Source organism: Bradyrhizobium sp. UFLA05-89 (assembly GCF_059803475.1).
The window spans coordinates 21,070-39,673 of the sequence record NZ_JBANBA010000067.1; the positions used below are offsets into that span (position 1 = coordinate 21,070).

The 18,604-nt window shown below is 63.8% G+C and carries 15 protein-coding genes; 9 read left to right on the forward strand and 6 right to left on the reverse strand.

The genetic code is table 11. The features are described from left to right. Positions 1-90 precede the first annotated feature (90 nt). Genes polA through SO139_RS28745 form a run of 3 tightly spaced genes read left to right on the forward strand, consistent with a single transcriptional unit; the run spans position 91 to position 4,454 of the window. Positions 91-3,174, forward strand: a complete 3,084-nt coding sequence (polA, locus tag SO139_RS28735; protein WP_449378240.1) for a DNA polymerase I — start codon at positions 91-93, stop codon at positions 3,172-3,174. A gap of 13 nt (positions 3,175-3,187) precedes the next feature. Beyond that, on the forward strand, positions 3,188-3,787 hold the full coding sequence (locus SO139_RS28740) for an NADPH-dependent FMN reductase (protein WP_498541039.1): 600 nt from the start codon (positions 3,188-3,190) through the stop codon (positions 3,785-3,787). A 31-nt stretch (positions 3,788-3,818) separates the two neighbouring features. After that, positions 3,819-4,454 (forward strand): LysE family translocator, encoded by a 636-nt coding sequence (locus tag SO139_RS28745; protein ID WP_449378242.1) that lies wholly within the window; start codon positions 3,819-3,821, stop codon positions 4,452-4,454. A gap of 177 nt (positions 4,455-4,631) precedes the next feature. Here the strand turns inward: SO139_RS28745 and SO139_RS28750 are convergent, their stop codons facing one another. Next, positions 4,632-5,258, reverse strand: coding sequence for a glutathione S-transferase family protein (locus SO139_RS28750; protein WP_449378243.1), 627 nt, complete (start codon positions 5,256-5,258; stop codon positions 4,632-4,634). Positions 5,259-5,462: 204 nt separating this feature from the next. Here SO139_RS28750 and pyrE point away from each other — a divergent pair, with 204 nt between their 5' ends. Together pyrE and SO139_RS28760 are read left to right on the forward strand one after the other, a co-directional pair. After that, complete coding sequence (gene pyrE, locus SO139_RS28755; RefSeq protein ID WP_449378244.1) at positions 5,463-6,026, forward strand: orotate phosphoribosyltransferase; 564 nt, start codon at positions 5,463-5,465, stop codon at positions 6,024-6,026. Between the two features lie 209 nt (positions 6,027-6,235). Continuing rightward, positions 6,236-7,000: a DUF2865 domain-containing protein gene (locus tag SO139_RS28760; protein WP_449378268.1), complete on the forward strand. Its 765-nt coding sequence runs from the start codon at positions 6,236-6,238 to the stop codon at positions 6,998-7,000. Positions 7,001-7,009: 9 nt separating this feature from the next. On the opposite strand, the gene SO139_RS28765 is transcribed toward SO139_RS28760, so the two are convergent. Then, positions 7,010-7,441 carry a hypothetical protein gene (locus SO139_RS28765; RefSeq protein WP_449378245.1) on the reverse strand — a complete coding sequence of 144 codons (432 nt, stop codon included), beginning with the start codon at positions 7,439-7,441 and terminating at the stop codon, positions 7,010-7,012. A 192-nt stretch (positions 7,442-7,633) separates the two neighbouring features. On the opposite strand from SO139_RS28765, the gene SO139_RS28770 reads away from it, so the two are divergent. Continuing rightward, positions 7,634-7,924: a GIY-YIG nuclease family protein gene (locus SO139_RS28770; protein ID WP_449378246.1), complete on the forward strand. Its 291-nt coding sequence runs from the start codon at positions 7,634-7,636 to the stop codon at positions 7,922-7,924. A 72-nt stretch (positions 7,925-7,996) separates the two neighbouring features. On the opposite strand, the gene SO139_RS28775 is transcribed toward SO139_RS28770, so the two are convergent. Beyond that, complete coding sequence (locus SO139_RS28775) at positions 7,997-8,230, reverse strand: hypothetical protein (RefSeq protein WP_449378247.1); 234 nt, start codon at positions 8,228-8,230, stop codon at positions 7,997-7,999. 239 nt (positions 8,231-8,469) lie between these two features. Between SO139_RS28775 and SO139_RS28780 the strand changes: the two genes are divergently transcribed. Both SO139_RS28780 and SO139_RS28785 read left to right on the forward strand, forming a co-directional pair. Further along, positions 8,470-10,995, forward strand: coding sequence for a glycogen/starch/alpha-glucan phosphorylase (locus SO139_RS28780; RefSeq protein ID WP_449378269.1), 2,526 nt, complete (start codon positions 8,470-8,472; stop codon positions 10,993-10,995). 235 nt (positions 10,996-11,230) lie between these two features. Further along, positions 11,231-12,046, forward strand: coding sequence for an acyl-CoA thioesterase (locus tag SO139_RS28785; RefSeq protein ID WP_449378248.1), 816 nt, complete (start codon positions 11,231-11,233; stop codon positions 12,044-12,046). Positions 12,047-12,293: 247 nt separating this feature from the next. On the opposite strand, the gene SO139_RS28790 is transcribed toward SO139_RS28785, so the two are convergent. The 3 genes from SO139_RS28790 to SO139_RS28800 all read right to left on the reverse strand — a co-directional run bounded on the left by SO139_RS28790 (position 12,294) and on the right by SO139_RS28800 (position 17,612). Next, positions 12,294-13,910, reverse strand: a complete 1,617-nt coding sequence (locus SO139_RS28790) for a phosphoenolpyruvate carboxykinase (protein ID WP_449378249.1) — start codon at positions 13,908-13,910, stop codon at positions 12,294-12,296. Positions 13,911-14,207: 297 nt separating this feature from the next. Next, on the reverse strand, positions 14,208-16,793 hold the full coding sequence (locus tag SO139_RS28795; protein ID WP_498541040.1) for a CHAT domain-containing tetratricopeptide repeat protein: 2,586 nt from the start codon (positions 16,791-16,793) through the stop codon (positions 14,208-14,210). A gap of 81 nt (positions 16,794-16,874) precedes the next feature. Next, positions 16,875-17,612, reverse strand: coding sequence for a HugZ family pyridoxamine 5'-phosphate oxidase (locus SO139_RS28800; protein WP_449378251.1), 738 nt, complete (start codon positions 17,610-17,612; stop codon positions 16,875-16,877). Between the two features lie 246 nt (positions 17,613-17,858). Between SO139_RS28800 and SO139_RS28805 the strand changes: the two genes are divergently transcribed. Further along, positions 17,859-18,560 carry a response regulator transcription factor gene (locus SO139_RS28805; protein WP_027520846.1) on the forward strand — a complete coding sequence of 234 codons (702 nt, stop codon included), beginning with the start codon at positions 17,859-17,861 and terminating at the stop codon, positions 18,558-18,560. Positions 18,561-18,604 lie beyond the last annotated feature (44 nt).

The window sequence follows — 18,604 nt, forward strand, 5'->3', positions numbered from 1 at the left end:
GGGGAATGACAGTGGGGATAGCGGCGCCAGCAGCCCAAAAATCGCCCCTCCAAGGCTGTCAAATGCCGCAAAAATTCATACATTGCGGCCATGCCCAAAACCTCCCCGAAGACCACCGCCAAAGCTGACTCCAAGGCTGCTGCGCCCAAGGCGGCCGCCGAAACCAAATCCGCTGCTGCCAAGCCTGCTGCCAAACCCGTGGCGGCGAAGAGGGCCGCCAAGGGTGATCACGTCTTCCTGGTCGACGGTTCCTCCTATATTTTCCGCGCCTATCACGCGCTGCCGCCGCTCAACCGCAAGTCCGACGGCTTGCAGGTCAACGCCGTGCTCGGCTTCTGCAACATGCTGTGGAAGCTGCTCCGCGACATGCCCGCGGACAACCGGCCGACGCATCTGGCGATCGTGTTCGACAAGTCGGAAGTCACCTTCCGCAACAAGATCTATCCCGACTACAAGGCGCACCGGCCGCCGGCGCCGGACGATCTCATTCCGCAATTCGCGCTGATCCGCGAGGCCGTGCGCGCCTTCGACCTGCCCTGCCTGGAACAGGTGGGCTTCGAGGCCGACGATCTGATCGCGACCTATGTGCGGCAGGCCTGCGAGCGTGGCGCGAGCGCGACCATCGTTTCCTCCGACAAGGATCTGATGCAGCTCGTCACCGACTGCGTCACCATGTACGACACCATGAAGGATCGCCGTATCGGCATTCCCGAGGTGATCGAGAAATTCGGCGTGCCGCCGGAGAAGGTGGTCGAGGTGCAGGCGCTCGCCGGTGATTCCACCGACAACGTGCCGGGCGTGCCCGGCATCGGCATCAAGACCGCGGCGCAACTGATCGTCGAATATGGCGACCTGGAGCAGCTTCTGTTCCGCGCGACCGAGATCAAGCAGCCGAAGCGGCGCGAAGCGCTGATCGAGAATGCCGAGAAGGCGCGGATTTCGCGCCAGCTCGTGCTGCTCGACGACAAGGTCGATCTCGAGGTGCCGCTCGACGATCTTGCCGTCCACGAGCCCGACGCGCGCAAGCTGATCGCCTTCCTGAAGGCGATGGAGTTCACGACGCTGACCCGCCGCGTCGCCGAATACGCCCAGGTCGATCCCGCCGATGTGGAGGCCGATCCCGGCTACAAGACCGGCGCCAGCGTGTTCTCGCCACTGCCGCCCTCGGACGTCGTGCCGGCGTCGGAAGCTGGCGCAGCAGCGCAAGCTGCGCCCAAGGAGGCCAACAAGGCCGCCGGCAAGGAAGACAAGGCCGCCAGTCCCAAGGGCACGCCGGTCTCGCTCGCCGAGGCCCGCGCGGAGGCCGCGCGCAAGACCAGGATCGACCGCGCCAAATATCAGACGATCAAGACCCTCGACCAGCTCAACGCGCTGATCGCGCGCATCCACGATACCGGCCATGTCGCGATCGAGGTGAAGGCAAGCTCGGAAGACCCGATGCAGGCCGATATCTGCGGCATCGCGCTGGCGCTCGGCGCTGATGATGCCGCCTATGTGCCGCTGGCCCACAAGCCGCCGGGCGGCGGCGCCGGACTGTTCGACGCCGGGCTCGCACCCGACCAGGTGAAATTCGAAGCGGCCGTTGCCGCGCTGAAGCCAGTGCTCGAATCGAATGGCATCCTGAAGATCGGATACAATGCCAAGTTCATCGCGGTGCTGTTGGCGCAGGCCGGCATCACACTATGCAACCATGACGACGCGGAATTGATCTCCTATGTGCTCGATGCCGGCCGGGGCTCGCACGCGTTGGAATCGCTCGCCGAGCGCTGGCTCGGCCACGCTGTGCTGGCCGAAAGCGAGCTCGTCGGCAGCGGCAAGAACAAGCTCACCTTCGACCAGGTCGCGATCGACAAGGCGACCGAGCATTCGGCCGAGCGCGCCGATGTGGCCCTGCGCTTATGGCACGTGCTGAAGCCGCGCCTTATCGCCGAGCACATGACCGCCGTCTACGAGACGCTGGAGCGTCCGCTCACCAGCGTGCTCGCGCGCATGGAACGTCGCGGCATCTCGATCGACCGCCAGGTGCTGTCACGCCTGTCGGGCGACTTTGCCCAGACCGCGGCGCGGGTGGAAGCCGAGATCCAGGAGATCGCCGGCGAGCCCGTCAATGTCGGCAGCCCGAAGCAGATCGGCGACATCCTGTTCGGCAAGATGGGACTTCCGGGCGGCACCAAGACCAAGACCGGCGCGTGGTCGACGACGGCCCAGGTGCTGGATGATCTCGCCGAGCAGGGCCACGGCTTCCCGAAAAAGATCTTGGAATGGCGCCAGGTCTCGAAGCTGAAATCGACCTACACCGACGCGCTGCCGACTTACGTCAATCCGCAGACCCATCGCGTGCATACGACCTACGCGCTGGCAGCGACCACCACCGGCCGGCTGTCGTCGAACGAGCCGAACCTGCAGAACATCCCGGTTCGCACCGAGGACGGGCGAAAGATCCGCCGCGCCTTCATTGCAACGCCTGGCCACAAGCTGGTCTCGGCCGACTATTCGCAGATCGAGCTTCGGCTGCTCGCCGAGATCGCCGACATTCCCGTGCTCAAGCAGGCCTTCAAGGACGAGCTCGACATTCACGCGATGACCGCGTCGGAAATGTTCGGCGTGCCGATCAAGGGCATGCCGAGCGAAATCCGGCGCAGGGCCAAGGCGATCAATTTCGGCATCATCTACGGCATCTCGGCGTTTGGCCTTGCCAACCAGCTCGGCATCGCGCGCGAGGAGGCCTCCGCCTACATCAAGAAGTATTTTGAGCGCTTCCCCGGCATCCGCGCCTATATGGACGAGACGCGCGATTTCTGCCGGAACCACGGCTATGTCACCACGCTGTTCGGCCGCAAATGTCACTACCCCGACATCAAGGCATCCAACGCCTCGGTGCGCGCCTTCAACGAGCGCGCCGCGATCAACGCGCGCCTGCAGGGCACGGCCGCCGACATCATCCGCCGCGCCATGACGCGGGTGGAGGACGCGCTGGCGGCAAAGAAGCTCTCGGCGCAGATGCTGCTTCAGGTGCATGACGAATTGATCTTCGAGGTGCCGGATGCGGAGGTGGAGGCGACGCTCCCGGTCGTGCAGCACGTGATGCAGGACGCGCCGTTCCCGGCCGTGCTGCTCTCGGTGCCGCTGCATGTCGATGCCCGCGCGGCGACCAATTGGGACGAGGCGCACTGACGGCGGACACTTGATGAAGATCGCAACGATCTCCGGCAGCTTGCGCGCCGGTTCGAGCAATACGGCTGCGCTGCGCGCAGCGGCTCTGCTCGCGCCTGTTGGCGTCGAAGTCGTGGCCTTCGAAGGAATTGCGGACCTGCCCTTCTTCAATCCGGATCTCGATGGCGACGACGTGCCTGCCCCGGTCGGCGCAATGCGCAACCTCATCGGAAGCGTGGATGGCCTCCTGATCTCCAGCCCCGAATATGCCCGCGGTGTCGCCGGCGTCCTGAAGAACGCGCTCGACTGGCTGGTCGGAAGCCATGAATTTCCGGGCAAGCCGGTCGCCTTGATCAACACGTCGCCTCGCGCCACGCACGCGCTTGCTGCCCTCACTCTCACCTTGGAGACGATGTCGGCCCGGATCGCAGAGGACGCTTGCGTGACGCTGCCCCTGCTCGGCGGTGCCTGGGACGAGCGTAGCATCGCCGCAGATCCTGCAGTCGCGGCGCCGCTGCGTTCGGCGATGGAACGTTTTGCCGCGTTCGTCAGGAGCGTGCAGGCCGACGTGTCCCAATTAATGAATTGTCCTGCGTGCAATTGCGCGATAGCGGCGCGGACCCTCGCATATTAGAACCAGAGCATCTCCCGCACGGGTTCTACCGATGCCCCACACATCCTCCCTGCTCGGCTTCGCCCTCGTCTGCTTCGGCATCGCGCTGACGCCGGGGCCGAACATGATCTATCTGATCTCGCGCTCGATCACGCAGGGGCCCGCATCCGGCATCGTCTCGCTCGGCGGCGTGGCGCTGGGCTTCGTGTTCTACATGCTGTGCGCGGCGTTCGGCATCACCGCGCTGCTGCTCGCCATTCCCTTTGCCTATGACGCGCTGCGCTTCGCCGGCGCCGGCTATCTGTTCTGGCTCGCCTGGCAGGCGGTGAAGCCGGGCGGACGCTCGCCGTTTCAGGTGAAGAAGCTCGCCGTCGACAGCCCGCGAAAACTGTTCGCGATGGGGTTCGTCACCAACCTGCTCAATCCCAAGATCGCGATGCTCTATCTGGCGCTGCTGCCGCAGTTCATCGACCCCGCCGTCGGCAGCGTGCTGGCGCAGTCGCTGGTGCTGGGTGCGATCCAGATCGCGATCAGTGTCAGCGTCAACGCGATGATTGCGCTTGCGGCCGGCTCGATCGCGCTGTTCCTGGCGACCCGCCCGAGCTGGATGCTGGTGCAACGCTGGCTGATGGGCACGGTGCTCGCCGGGCTTGCCGTGCGGATGGCGGTGGAAGCGAAGCGGGTATAGCCGAGCAGCAAAGCACATGCTCGTGTCCCGGACGCGCTGCAGCGCTCCCCGGCGATCCGAAGCATCGTCCGGTGCGCTGCTGCGCAGAGCCAGGACCTAATTCCACATGGGCCCCGGCTCTGCAGTGCACCGCTAACGCGCTGTACTGCGTCCGGGGCACGAGAGCCGACTGGTCGACTAATCCAGTTTCGCCTCAATCCCGCGCTTCACCGCGGGGCGCGCCATCAGCGCCTCGTACCAGCGCTTCACGTTCGGAAAATCCGCCAGCTCCACCTTGTGGCGCGGGTGGCGCCAGGCCCAGCCCAGGATGGCGAAATCGGCGACCGAGAGATCGCCCGCGACGAAGTCGCGGCCCTCGAGGCGGCGATCCAGCACGCCGTAGAGACGGCGCGTCTCGGCCATATAGCGCTTCAACCCGTAGGCGCGGTCCTGCTCGTTCTCCAGCGCGATGAAGTGATGCACCTGGCCGGGCATCGGTCCGAAGCCGCCCATCTGCCACATCAACCATTCATAGACGGGAACGCGGCCGGCCAGCGATTTCGGGAGGAATTTGCCGGTCTTCTCGCCGAGATAGAGCAGGATCGCACCGGATTCGAACACGCTGACGGGCTTGCCGTCCGGCCCCTCGGGGTCGACGATCGCCGGGATCTTGTTGTTCGGACTGAGCTTGAGGAACTCGGGCGCCATCTGTTCGCCCTTGGTGATGTTGACCGGGAAGACCTTGTAAGGGAGCCCCATTTCCTCCAGCGCGACCGAAATTTTTCGGCCGTTCGGCGTATTCCAGGTGTGGAGCTCGATGGTCATTTGCCGGTTTCCTTCCCGCTTTGTCTGGCACCCCACTACTCCAGGACGTCGCGGCCTTACAACCAGCGGTCCGGCATGGTGGCTGTCCGAAAGGCGCGGACGATCCCCTGTTGACGGTGGTTTTGCGGGGCCACCCCCCTCTGGCATGTCGGCTCTGTGGCGGATAAATTCCGCCTCCTCCAAAAGTGCCCCAGAGGGACCGTCGTGTCGAAATCAGCCTCCCGCGCCCGCTTGTTCGAAATCATCCGCCGGCGCTCCTTCGGCCGCGGCGAGGTGACGCTCGCGTCGGGCCGCAAGAGCGATTTCTATTTCAACCTGAAGCCGACCATGCTCGACCCCGAAGGGGCGACGCTGCTCGCCGAGCTCACCTATGAAGCGCTGAAGGACGACGAGCTCGATTTCATCGGTGGACTGGAGATGGGCGCGGTGCCACTCGCCGGTGCGCTCGCGCAGATCTCATGGATCAAAGGCCATCCGATCGCGGCCTTCTTCGTGCGCAAGAAGCCGAAGGAGCACGGCGCCAAGCTTGCCATCGAAGGCCTTGCCAAGGGCGAGACGCTTCAAGGCAAGCGCGTCGTGATCGTCGAGGACGTCACCACCACCGGCGGCTCGGCGCTGAAGGCGGTGGAATCGGTGCGCGAGGCCGGCGCCAATGTGGTGCTGGTGCTGACCATGGTCGACCGCGAGGAAGGCGCCAATGATACCTTCGGTCAGGCCGGCCTGCCGTTCCGCTCGCTCTACAAGGCGTCGGAATTTTTGAAGGGTTGAGACGGCAAGGCTCTGTCCATCGTCTTGCCCGGGCTTGTCCCCGGCCTTGACGCGATTCGATCCAACAACCGCCACGGTCATCGCTCATTTACTATCCGACACTATGGTGAATCAGCGCTGAGACACGTCGCTCTCGGTGCGGTTCGTGGCGTCGGGTGGAGTGGGCATTGCGTACAGATTTGTCCAATGTGCGTTGGCCGCACCGCGCGATGATTGTGGCTGCAACTGTTGCCACGCCGCTTCTCGTGGCGCCTGCCCCCGTGTCCGCCGAGGGCCTGTTCGACTTCTTCTTCAACGCACTACAGCGTCCGCAGCGCAGCGCGCCGCAGGCGAGTTCCTATATCGATCCCTTCGCGGCGGCGCAGCCGAATGGGCCCGCCCAGGATTCGCCGACGCGTTCGGCCGCCAGCGGTTCCGGTCCGGCGTTCTGTGTGCGCACCTGTGACGGCAAGTATTTCCCGCTGATGCGCGGCGTGGCCTCGCCGGCGCAGATGTGTCAGGCGTTCTGTCCTGCCACCACGACAAAAATCTATTTCGGCTCGAACATCGACGGCGCCACTTCGCAGACCGGCGAGCGCTATGCCGATAGCGAGAACGCGTTTGCCTTCCGCAAGGCGCTCCGTGCGGACTGCACCTGCAATGGCCGCGAGCCGGTCGGACTTGCGCCGGTGGACTTGGCGCTCGATACGTCGCTGAAGGCCGGTGACGTGATCGCGACGAGCGACGGTCTCGTTGCCTATACCGGCGTTCGCCTCGGCAACGAGCAGGCCGCCGACTTCACACCGGTCGCCTCCTATCCCGGCCTCACCGCACAGGTCCGCTCCCGCCTCGGCGAGATGAAGGTTGCGCCGGTGCGCGCCGAGACGGTGGCGACGGACGCGCCACCCCCTGAGATCGTGCGCGAGACGCCGCCGGATGTGACGGTGCCGAAGACGCCGACGCAGAAATCGGGCAGGCGCGCGGGGCTGAATTGACGCTTCGCGTCACCGTCCGATGATCACGCCGATCACGTTCGGCGCTGCCAGATACTTCTCCTCGATCGCCGCGCGCGCAGCGGCGCGGTTTTCCGGCGTGAGCAATCCGCGCTTCTCGGCGAGGATCATCCAGCAAAACCCCCACCAGTCCGTCAGCATGCCCGCGTCGTCGACGAGGTCATAACCTTGCTCGGCCGCGAAGATGCGCGCCTGCGCCTCGTCGAGCGTGTCGAGGAACAGGTGGTCCCCGGCCGAGAACAGGTCATCGCTGATGTCATCGATGGTGTAGCCCCAGATCGACTGGCACACCGCGTTGAACTCGCGATCGATCTGGTCGTCATCGACCGCGTAGCGCCGCGCCGCCTGATGCAGCCGCGACAGCGAGCGCGCGAAGTCGCCAATTCGGGTGAGGGCGAATTGATCAAAGGCAATGGTGGACATGTAGTCCTCGCGAAATCGGACAGACGCTAGATATTGTGTCGGCAACACGCCGAATCACAATGATATATCAAAGGCTTGCTAAACTGTTCTTAATTTGTTCTGTTGAACATTTGGCTGGCTGAAAAGCGTCGTCCTGGCGAAAGCCAGGACCCATTACCCCGGTCAGCGTTGCTCTTGCGAGATTGCCCCACCATGAGCGCAGGCAGCTACTACGTCTACATCCTGGCCAGCCGCCATCACGGAACGCTGTACATCGGCGTCACCAACGACATCCGTACGAGGCTTGAGCTGCACCGCTCCGGTCGCGGGTCGAAGTTCGTGCAGAAATACAAAATCTTCCGCCTCGTCCACCTCGAAGCATTCGCGACGCCGCAGGACGCTATCGCGCGCGAGAAGCAACTGAAGTTCTGGAAACGTGATTGGAAGATCAAGCTAATCGAACAAGAAAATCCCGATTGGAATGACCGGTCGGGCCTCATCTGACAGCCGGGGTAATGGGTCCTGGCTTTCGCCAGGACGACGATGGGGAGCGAGCCTTGGCTCCTACCTCCGCCCTCAATTCGCCGCCGACAGCATCCTGTCGCCGCAATAATTCGCGTAGAACTTGCCGCCGCATTGGCGCTTGATGGCGGCGCAGCGCGCGGCGGGTGTGGCGTTTTGGGGCAGGGAGAATGCGCAACTCACGCCGTCAGCGCTGCGGCGGATCTGGCCGGCGGCAAAGGCGGCGCTGGAGGCGGTGATGCAGATCACGAGCAGAGCGGCGGTGGCGATTTCGATCAGCAGTCTCATGGACGTACTCTCCCTCCACACCAAGGGCTGAATCCTTCACCAATCTAGCACGAAAATCCCCCTCTCTCCGTGCGCGACCGGGTTCCCAAAGCGGCCCATTCCTTGCATAAATTTACGCCAGCGCAGTGCACGGTCGCGCCGACAATGGTTCCGCTTCCGCGGCGAGCCGCGTAAGGTTTGCCGCGCACGATTTGGCGCGTAAGCTTTGTTCAGTGTCCCGAGACCAGGAAGTGACTGTTTTGCAAGAGCAATCGTCCCAGCCGAATTTTCCCGCAGCCGGCCAGCCCATCGACGAGCTGGCACTGGCGGAGATCAAGGGTGCGATCCTGGCAAAGCTGCGCCTTGCCATCGGCAAGGACGCGGGCATGGCGACCAGGCACGACTGGTACCAGGCCGCAGCTCTCGCGCTACGCGACCGTATCGTGCATCGCTGGCTCAGCGCGGAGAAGCGCAGCTACGATGCCGGACGCAAGCGCGTCTACTATCTCTCGCTCGAATTCCTGATCGGCCGTCTCTTCACCGACGCGCTGAACAACATGGGACTGCTCAACATCTTCGAGGTCGCACTCGGCGATCTCGGCGTCTCGCTCCCTGAGCTGCGCAAATGCGAGCCGGATGCCGCGCTCGGCAACGGCGGCCTGGGGCGGCTCGCCGCCTGCTTCATGGAGAGCATGGCGACGCTGTCGATCCCCGCGATCGGCTACGGCATCCGGTATGATTACGGCCTGTTCCGCCAGATCATCAATCAGGGCTGGCAGCAGGAATATCCGGACGAATGGCTGAGCTTTGGCAATCCCTGGGAATTGCAGCGGCCGGAAGTCATCTATCACGTCCATTTCGGCGGCGGCGTCGAGCATGTCGACGACAAGGGCCGTGACCGCTCGATCTGGCATCCGGCCGAGACCGTGCAGGCAATCGCCTATGACACTCCGATCGTCGGCTGGCGCGGCCAGCACGTCAACGCGCTGCGGCTGTGGTCGGCGCGCTCGCCCGATCCGCTGAAGCTCGACGTGTTCAATTCGGGCGACTATGTCAGCGCCTCGTCCGAGCAGGCGCGCGCGGAAGCGATCTGCAAGTTCCTCTATCCGAATGATGAGAGCCCGGCCGGCCGCGAGCTGCGCCTGCGGCAGGAATACTTCTTCGTCTCGGCCTCGCTCCAGGATCTTGTCAAGCGACATCTCTCCTCCGACGGACAGCTGCGCAGCCTGTCCATGAAGGTCGCGGTGCAGCTCAACGACACGCATCCGTCCCTTGCCGTGACCGAATTGATGCGGATCCTGATCGACCTGCACAATTTCCGCTGGGACGAGGCGTGGAAGATCACCGTCGCCACGCTCTCCTACACCAACCACACGCTGCTGCCAGAAGCGCTGGAAACCTGGCCGGTCGAGCTGTTCGAGCGGCTGTTGCCGCGGCATCTCGAGATCATCTACCGCATCAACGTTCAGCACCTCGCGCTGGCCGAAGCGCGCTGCCCCGGCGACATCGATTTCCGCGCCTCGGTCTCGCTGATCGACGAGAAGAGCGGCCGCCGCGTGCGCATGGGCCAGCTCGCCTTCGTCGGCTCGCACCGCATCAATGGCGTCTCGGCGATGCATTCGGACCTGATGCGCGAGACCGTGTTCCACGATCTCAACCATCTCTATCCTGGCCGCATCACCAACAAGACCAACGGCATCACCTTCCGCCGCTGGCTGATGCTGGCGAACCCGAAGCTCACCGACCTCTTGCGCGAGGCCTGCGGCGAGGCCGTGCTCGACGATCCCACGCAACTGATGCTGCTGGAAGCGCGCGCCAGCGATGTCGCGTTCCAGCAGAAATTCCGCGCGGTCAAGCATCACAACAAGACGGCGCTCGCGCGCGTGATCGGCGAGCGACTCGGCATCAAGGTCGACCCGGGCGCGCTGTTCGACGTGCAGATCAAGCGTATCCACGAATACAAGCGCCAGCTTCTCAACATCATCGAGACGGTCGCGCTGTACCAGGCGATCAAGGACAATCCCAACGGCAACTGGGTGCCGCGGGTGAAGATTTTTGCCGGCAAGGCGGCGGCGAGCTACCGCTACGCGAAGCTGATCATCAAGCTGATCAACGACGTCGCCGAGGTCGTCAACAACGATCCCGCGATCGGCGGCAAGCTCAAGGTCGCCTTCCTGCCCGACTATAACGTCAGCCTCGCCGAGGTGATCATTCCCGCGGCCGATCTCTCCGAGCAGATCTCGACCGCCGGCATGGAAGCCTCCGGCACCGGAAACATGAAGCTGGCGCTGAACGGCGCCATCACCATCGGCACGCTCGACGGCGCCAATATCGAGATCCGCGACCATGTCGGCGCGGAGAACATCGCGATCTTCGGCATGGAGGCTGGCGACGTGATGATCCGGCGCAAGCAGGGCCTGGATGCGGCCGACGTGATCCGCAGATCCCCGCAGCTCTGGCGCGCCATCAATTCGATCGGCAGCGGCGAGTTCTCGCCCGGCGATCCCGGCCGCTTCGAATCCATCGCGCATGCGCTGCGCTATCTCGACCATTACATGGTCAGTGCCGACTTCGATTCCTATTACGAGGCGCAGCGTAGCATCGACGCGCGCTGGCAGGTGGCGCCGGCCTGGACACGGGCCTCCATCCTCAACGTCGCGCGCATGGCCTGGTTCTCCTCCGACCGCACCATCCGCGAATATGCCGAAGAGATCTGGAACGTGCCGGTGAATCCGGTCACGCCGCCATTTCAGGAAGCAGAGGACCAGCGCGGCGCGACAGGCTGAGCTGATTTTCCGCTCGGCGAAATCTGCGTTACCTGTGAGGTCATTGCATAATTCCTCTGCAATGATGATATGACCGTCATCATCTCCAAGGGAGGGGCGTCAGTGATGGTCACCCTCGCCTCAACGATCGTCATTGCGAGCGAAGCAATCCAGAATCTTTGCGCAGCGGGAGTCTGGATTGCTTCGTCGCTTCGCTCCTCGCAATGACGACCGGGTCGGTATCGAGGTCTAGTTCATGCACGCCAAACTCCCGCACCTCTTCGACGAAGCGACGCGCATCACCGCCGGTGACAGTTGCTGGCAGGGTCAGACCAGCGACGACTACTGGGCCTTCGTCGGCCCATTCGGCGGCGCTACGGCTGCGACGATTTTGCGCGCACTGATCGACCATCCGCAGGCCGCCGGCGACCCGCTGTCGATGACCGTGAACTACTGCGCGCCGATCGCCAAGGGCGTGTTCGATCTCGACGTGCGGCTGGTGAAGGCCAATCGCTCCAGCCAGCATTGGTGCGTCGAGCTGTCACAGGACGGCGGCGAGGTCGCAACGCTTGCCACCGCCGTGTTTGCCGATCGCCGCCCCTCCTGGTCCCATCAGGTGGCACAGTTTCCCGACGCGCCGCCTTTTGAAGCGACGCTGCCCTTTCCCAAGATCAAGGCGTCCTGGGCCAACCAGTACGAATTCCGCTTCGTCGAGGGAGAGATGCGGATCGGCGCCGGGAAGGAAGAACTAGCCAGCACCTATTCGAAGGTGTGGATCAGCGATCGCACACCGCGCAAGCTCGACATGCCGTCGCTGATGGCAATGTCGGATGCTTTCTTCGGCCGCATCTTCCACGCGCGGCGCGAGCTGGTGCCGTTCGGCACGGTGTCGCTGACGACCTATTTTCACACTGACAGCGAGGCGCTCGCCGCCGAGGACATCACGCGCGTGCTCGCCACCGCCGATGCCAAGATCTTCCACAAAAGCTACGGCGATCAGACCGGCGAGCTGTGGTCGCCCAACGGCCGCCTGCTCGCGACCACGACGCAGATCGCGTATTTCAAGGCGTGAGTACACTCGTCGTCCCGGACAAGCGAGCGGAGCGAGCGCAGATCCGGGACCCATACCCCCAGGGAGTAGTTTGGCGAAAGATTCGGAGTTGTCAGCTCGCGCCACAACTTCTCCCTGGGGGTATGGGTCCCGGCCTTCGCCGGGACGACACCGAGCGCGTGGCCGGCGGCTACAGCGGTGTGCCAACAGACGCAAACAAAAAGGGCGGCCTCTCGGCCGCCCTTTTTCATTTCCACGTAACGAAGCGTTACTCCGCCGCCAGCTTCACATCCGGCGCGGCGGCGCGGACTTCGGCGTCGACCTGGGCTTCGAACTTGGCAAAGTTCTTCTGGAACATGCCGACCAGCGCGCGAGCAGTCTTGTCGAACTCGTCCTTGTCCTTCCAGGTGTTGACCGGGTTGAGGATCTCAGCTGGCACGCCCGGCAACGCGGTCGGGACCGCGAAGCCGAAATATTTGTCGGTGCGGAATTCGACGTTGCGAAGCGATCCGTCGAGCGCGGCGGTGAGCAGCGCGCGCGTCACCTTGATCGGCATGCGCGAGCCGACACCGTACTTGCCACCGGTCCACCCGGTGTTGACCAGCCAGCAGTCGACATTGTGCTGGGCGATCAGGTCGCGCAGCATGTTGCCGTAGACGCTTGGATCGAGCGGCAGGAAGGGCGAGCCGAAGCAGGTGGAGAATTCCGGCTGCGGCTCGTTGCCGAGGCCGCGCTCGGTGCCCGCAACCTTCGCCGTGTAACCGGACAGGAAGTGGTACATCGCCTGTGCCGGCGAGAGCTTTGCGATCGGCGGCAGCACGCCGAAGGCGTCGGCGGCGAGCATCACCACGTTCTTCGGCTGCGGCGCACGTCCGGTGCGCGAGGCGTTGGGGATGAAATCCAGCGGATAGGCCGAGCGCGTGTTCTCGGTCTTGGAGCCGTCGTCGAAATCGACGACGCGGGTGTCTTCGTTGAGCACGCAGTTCTCGAGCACCGCGCCGAAGCGCGTCGAGGCGGCGTAGATCTCCGGCTCGGCATCCTTCGACAGCTTGATGCACTTGGCGTAGCAGCCGCCTTCGAAATTGAACACGCCGTTCGGGCCCCAGCCATGCTCGTCGTCGCCGATCAGCGTGCGGTTCGGATCGGCCGACAGCGTGGTCTTGCCGGTGCCGGACAGGCCGAAGAAGATCGCGGTGTCACCCTTCGATCCGACATTGGCCGAGCAATGCATCGGCATCACGCCACGCTCGGGCAGGTAATAGTTCAGCGTGGTGAAGACCGACTTCTTCATCTCGCCGGCATAATAGGAGCCGCCGATCAGCACGATCTTGCGGGCGAAGTCGATCGCGACGACGTTCTCCGACTTGCAGCCGTGACGTTTCGGATCGGCGCGGAAGCTCGGCATGTCGATGATGGTGAGCTCGGGCACGAAGGTCGACAGCTCGATCGCCTCGGGGCGGATCAGGAGCGTGCGGATGAACAGCGAGTGCCAGGCGAGCTCGGTGAAGACACGCGTCTTGATCCGGTAGGCCGGATCGGCGCCGCCATAGAGGTCCTGCGCGAACAGGCTCTTGCCTTCGGCGTGCTTGAGGAAATCCTGATAGAGCGTCTCGAACTGCTCCGAGGTGATCGACTGATTGCCGGCCCACCACATCTTCTTGTCGGTGGTGGCGTCGCGAACCGTGAACTTGTCCTTCGGGCTGCGGCCGGTGAACTCACCGGTATCCGCGCAGAGCGCGCCGTCTGCGGAGAGCACCGCTTCTCCGGCGGAGAGCGAGTACTGATAAAGTTGTGGTGCGCCGAGATTCCAATGAACCCGCTTGAGATTCTTTAAGCCGAATTTGTCGGCGCCAAAGGCACCGTTGCGCACGCCCGTCTCTTGCACGAAAAATCCTCCTAGAACCCGCATTATTGGCGCGATCATCTTTGAGCGCCATCCATCGCGGCCACCGTGAATAATAGGCCGTCCGGCCTCGGCTGAACGACCTAATACTGATGAACGCTGGCGTTGCCAAGCTGATCCCGTAGGATTTGGTTTATTCAAGGGCCGGGCCAAAAGTCGCGCATGCCTGTTCTAACGCGTGCGCGTAGAAAACGATCGATGGTCGCGCAACCAAATGGGCAAATCAGCGCCGTCAGGGATTTTGCAACGCACAATCCTCGCTGCTTTTCCAGCGCTGTTCTATCGTACCGCACCTTCTCCGATCAGCGCGAAGGGCGCCCAGATCGCAGGATAGGCATTGCGCGGCGAGGAGGCGTCATCGAGATAGGTTAACATTGCGCGCCGCAATGCTTCGGCTCGGCCGAGTCCTGGTTCGTTTTTGAGCAAATCGAAAGTCGATGTGGTCAGCCGGGTGGCAGCTTCGGAATCGACTGCCCAATGCGAGACCAGAAGCGCACGCGCGCCAGCATAGAAGAACGCGCGTGCCAGTCCCGACAACGCCTCCGCGCCAGGCCTGTCGCCGGCGATGGTGTTGCACGCCGATAGCACGACCCAGTCCGCATTGAGCTTGAGCTGCGCGACTTCGCTTGCGGTGAGCAGGCCGTCGTCGAAGTCGGTCGGCTGATCCGGCATCGAGAGCGCGAGCGAAGGCTCGCCCAATCCCTTGACGTCTCCGGCGACGAGACCATGGGTGGCGAAATAGATGATGCTGTATTGGGCAAGCGCTGCCCGCTTCAGTGTCGTCTCGCTGGCGTCGCGGCCGAGATGGACATCGGCTTCGGCAGCACCGACGTCCTTTGCCACGGCACTGAGCTCGTCGGCCGTATCGGGCAGTTGCGGCAGCGCCTGGGCGAGCCGCACGCGATCGACGCCGGCGCCGCGCCAGAATTCGGTATAGGCAAGCGTCGCGATGCTGCGCGCCGCAGCCTTTGTCGCGCGCCGGTCAGCAGGCGCCTCCTGCGCCGGATTGAACAGTGGATCGCCAAAGCCGGTCATCGGCTTGACGCTCTGATCCCTGCGCGCAAAGGCGCGCAGCGACTTCAGGCTGACCACCGAGGGCAAAACCGAGACGGCCTGGCGCCGCAACAACCACGCAGCGCGGCGATAACCCTCGAGCGTGTCCGGAATGGCCGCTTGCGGCTTGTCGGTGACCAGCAGATGAAACGGCAGTGCCGTCAGCGCACCGGAGGGGACCACGAGCAGGCTGCGCTTGTCCTTTGTAAGCGTCTCGACGGGCCCGAGCAGCGTCATATAGAGCTCGTTGGCAAGCGCCAGATCGAACAGCCCCGATTTACCTGAAGAATCGCCAGCCTTGCCGACGTCGAGCCCCTTGCGGAACGCCGAGACCTTTTGCGCAAGCGCGTCAGCGCCGAGCGCAATCCGTTTCCAGTCGACGCCTTCGCGCGTGATCGCGATGACATAGCTCTCTTTGTCGACGGCGGCATAGAGCACCATCGCTTCATCGGCCGACAAGAGCGCCTGGATCTGTTTTACCGCCAGTGGCAGCGGATTGGAGAGCGAGGCATAGTCCGGGAATTCGACGGCAAGCGTCTTCTGCAAGCTCGCGCGCTCGCTTGCGATCGCCGCAAGACGCTGCCGATTGCGCTGCTCGCCGGCCGCATCGCGCTGCCCGGGCTGCTTCGACACTGCGGCGATGATCGCCCTGTCGAGTGCATCTGCCTCCGAGGCGAGATCCTGGTCCCGCCGCGCCAGCTCGGCAAGCCGATCGCTGCCGGCGGCAAGCCGCACCGCGAGCTTGTTCACGGCCGACGCGGCGGAGGATTGCGTGCCGCGCTGGATAGCGGCAAGCGCGTCGTCCAGCGCCTTGTCGTCAGTCAGCAATTGCTGCTGCCGCGCGACAAACAGGACCGGCAGTACGACGCGGAGCTGCGCGCCGCTATTGGCAAGCGCCTTCTCCGCGAGCGGCAGCGCCTCGGCGGTCTTACCCGACGCTTGCAGGAAAAAAGCGAGATTGCTGGTCGAGGTCGCGACATCGGGATGATCGGGTCCGAGCGCACGCTCGCGGATCGAGAGCGCGCGGCGATAGAGCGGCTCGGCATCGGCGAAACGCTGCTCGTGCTCGTAGAGCCCGGCAAGATTGTTCAGCGAGCGCGCAACATCGGGATGGTCGGCGCCCAGCACCTTTTCGCGGATCGCAAGCGAGCGTTTGATCGGCGCCTCTGCATCCGCATCGCGGTTGAGGTCGCGATCGAGCTGGCCGATATTGTTCAGGAGCGTCGCCACTGCGGGATGCTCCGGGCCGCCTGCCTTCTGGTAGATGGCGAGCGCGCGCTGAAACAGCGGTTCGGCGTCTGCATAGCGCTCCTGTTTCACATAGAGCGTGGCGAGATTGTTGAGGGACTGACCGACATCGGGATGTTCGCGCGGCAGCGTCTTTTCGCGGATCGCGAGCGCGCGCTTGAACAGCGGCTCGGCGTCGGCGAAGCGTTGCTGGCGCTGATAGAGCGCGGCGAGGTTGTTCAGCTCGGGCGCGATCTCCACCGTGTCGAGGCCGAGGGATTTTTCCAGAAGTGCGATGGCGCGCTTGTAGAGGGGCTCGGCCTGATCGTCATCACCCTGCGCGACATGGATTTGGGCAATGTTGTTCAGCGCACCGGCGAGATCGCGGCTGTTGTTGCTCTTCTCGAGGCTTGCCACCATGGCCTGCGCTAGCGGCAGCGCCTCCGCATATTTGCCGGCGCGGCTCAGTTCGTTGATCTTGGCGCTTTGCACGGCGAAATTCTGGGCCGTGGCAGATGTGGCAAAGGATGCGCCGAGCGCGAGCGCAAGGCCAGCCGCCAGCGCCAAACGTACATGTCGTGTCATGAAAGCTCTCGTTGCCAACCCAGGCCATATTGCTTGACCATGGGTCGCAGCGATGGGCGTCGCCGTTCATGCCGGCTGTTGCTAACCGCCCTTGGCCCGCGCCTCGCCCGCCAGCTCCACCAGCATCTTGCGCAGCGCGTTGCCATCCGTCACCCGCTCGGGGAACTCGAGCCGCAGCACGGCCTGTTCCGACTGCATGTCCAGGCCCTCGGGATCACAGCCCGTGCAGCGCCAGTCGGCTTCGGCTGCACCGAGCAACCTTGTCGCGTACAGACTCATGGTGTCGCGATGGTCGGCATTCATGTGCGCGACCGCGCGCTCCTCGGCTTCAAGCAGTTCGCCAGCGCCCGCGAGGTCCGTGAGGAACCGCTCGGGCTTGAGATCGAGGATACGGCCGAATCCCGCGACCAGATGGGTTCGGGATGGCTTGATCCGGAAGAAAGAAAAATCCTTAAACGAAACAAAGTCTTCCGCTGAGGGATGGGCGGCCAGGTAGCGCCGGCGCAGGAGCTCCAGCTCGCCTTCCGTCCCCTGCTCCGCCTGTCCCGACAGCATGATTCGGGCTCCTTCCAGGGGATCGCCGGGGCCGCGCTCGTCCAGCATCAACGAGACCCGCCCGTCGGCGAGGATATTTTTGGTATGCACGGCAAGCCGCGAGATAAGCAGAATCGGCGAGCCGTCGGGGTGGCTTGCCAGATTGACCAGGGAGCAATAGGGATCGCCCGTACCGGGCATCAGGGTCGCCAGCGCTCCCTGCCGGGAGCGCCGCAGCAGCGATTTGGCGAGCTTTCCGGGGTCGAAATCGGAGGTCGGTTGCATCTGATTCTCTTCGGTTTTCCGGCTTTTACGGGTTGCAAGGCCGGCCTTTTCGGGGTTAAACGGGGTCCGGTTACGGGTCGGACCGCGGCAGCTTCGCCGCGTTTCGAGGAACTTTGGTCACACTTCAGCCCAGCTTGCATTGCTCGGTGACAAGGTTCGAACCCCAGGTTTGGGGGCCCATGTATGCGGCGCATCACTGAATTGCTCGCCGTTTTAGATCACGACCCCAACGGAAAGCAGAGGCTCATGCCCACAATCGCTTTGGTCGACGACGACCGCAACATTCTCACATCCGTCTCGATTGCGCTGGAAGCCGAAGGCTATCGCATCATGACGTACACCGACGGCGCCTCCGCGCTGGACGGCTTCCGCACCACGCAGCCCGATCTTGCCATTCTCGACATCAAGATGCCGCGCATGGACGGCATGGAGACGCTGCGGCGGCTGCGCCAGAAATCCGATCTGCCGGTGATCTTCCTCACCTCCAAGGACGAGGAGATCGACGAGCTGTTCGGCCTCAAGATGGGTGCCGACGATTTCATACGCAAACCGTTCTCGCAGCGGCTGCTGGTCGAGCGCGTCAAGGCGGTATTGCGTCGCTCGGCGCCGAAGGACCCGACCGCCGCGCCGAAGGAGAACGACGCCAAGGCGCTGGATCGCGGCCTTCTGCGTATGGATCCCGAGCGACACACCTGCACCTGGAAGAACGAGCCGGTGACGCTGACGGTCACCGAATTCCTGATCCTCCAGGCGCTGGCGACCCGGCCCGGCGTGGTGAAGAGCCGCAACGCGCTGATGGATGCTGCCTATGACGACCAGGTCTATGTCGACGATCGCACCATCGACAGCCACATCAAGCGGCTGCGCAAGAAGTTCAAGGTGGTCGACAACGAGTTCGAGATGATCGAGACACTTTACGGCGTCGGCTACCGCTTCAAGGAAGCCTGAGGCGAGCTGGCCTCTTTCGGGGACTTTGCGGACTGACGGGGTTG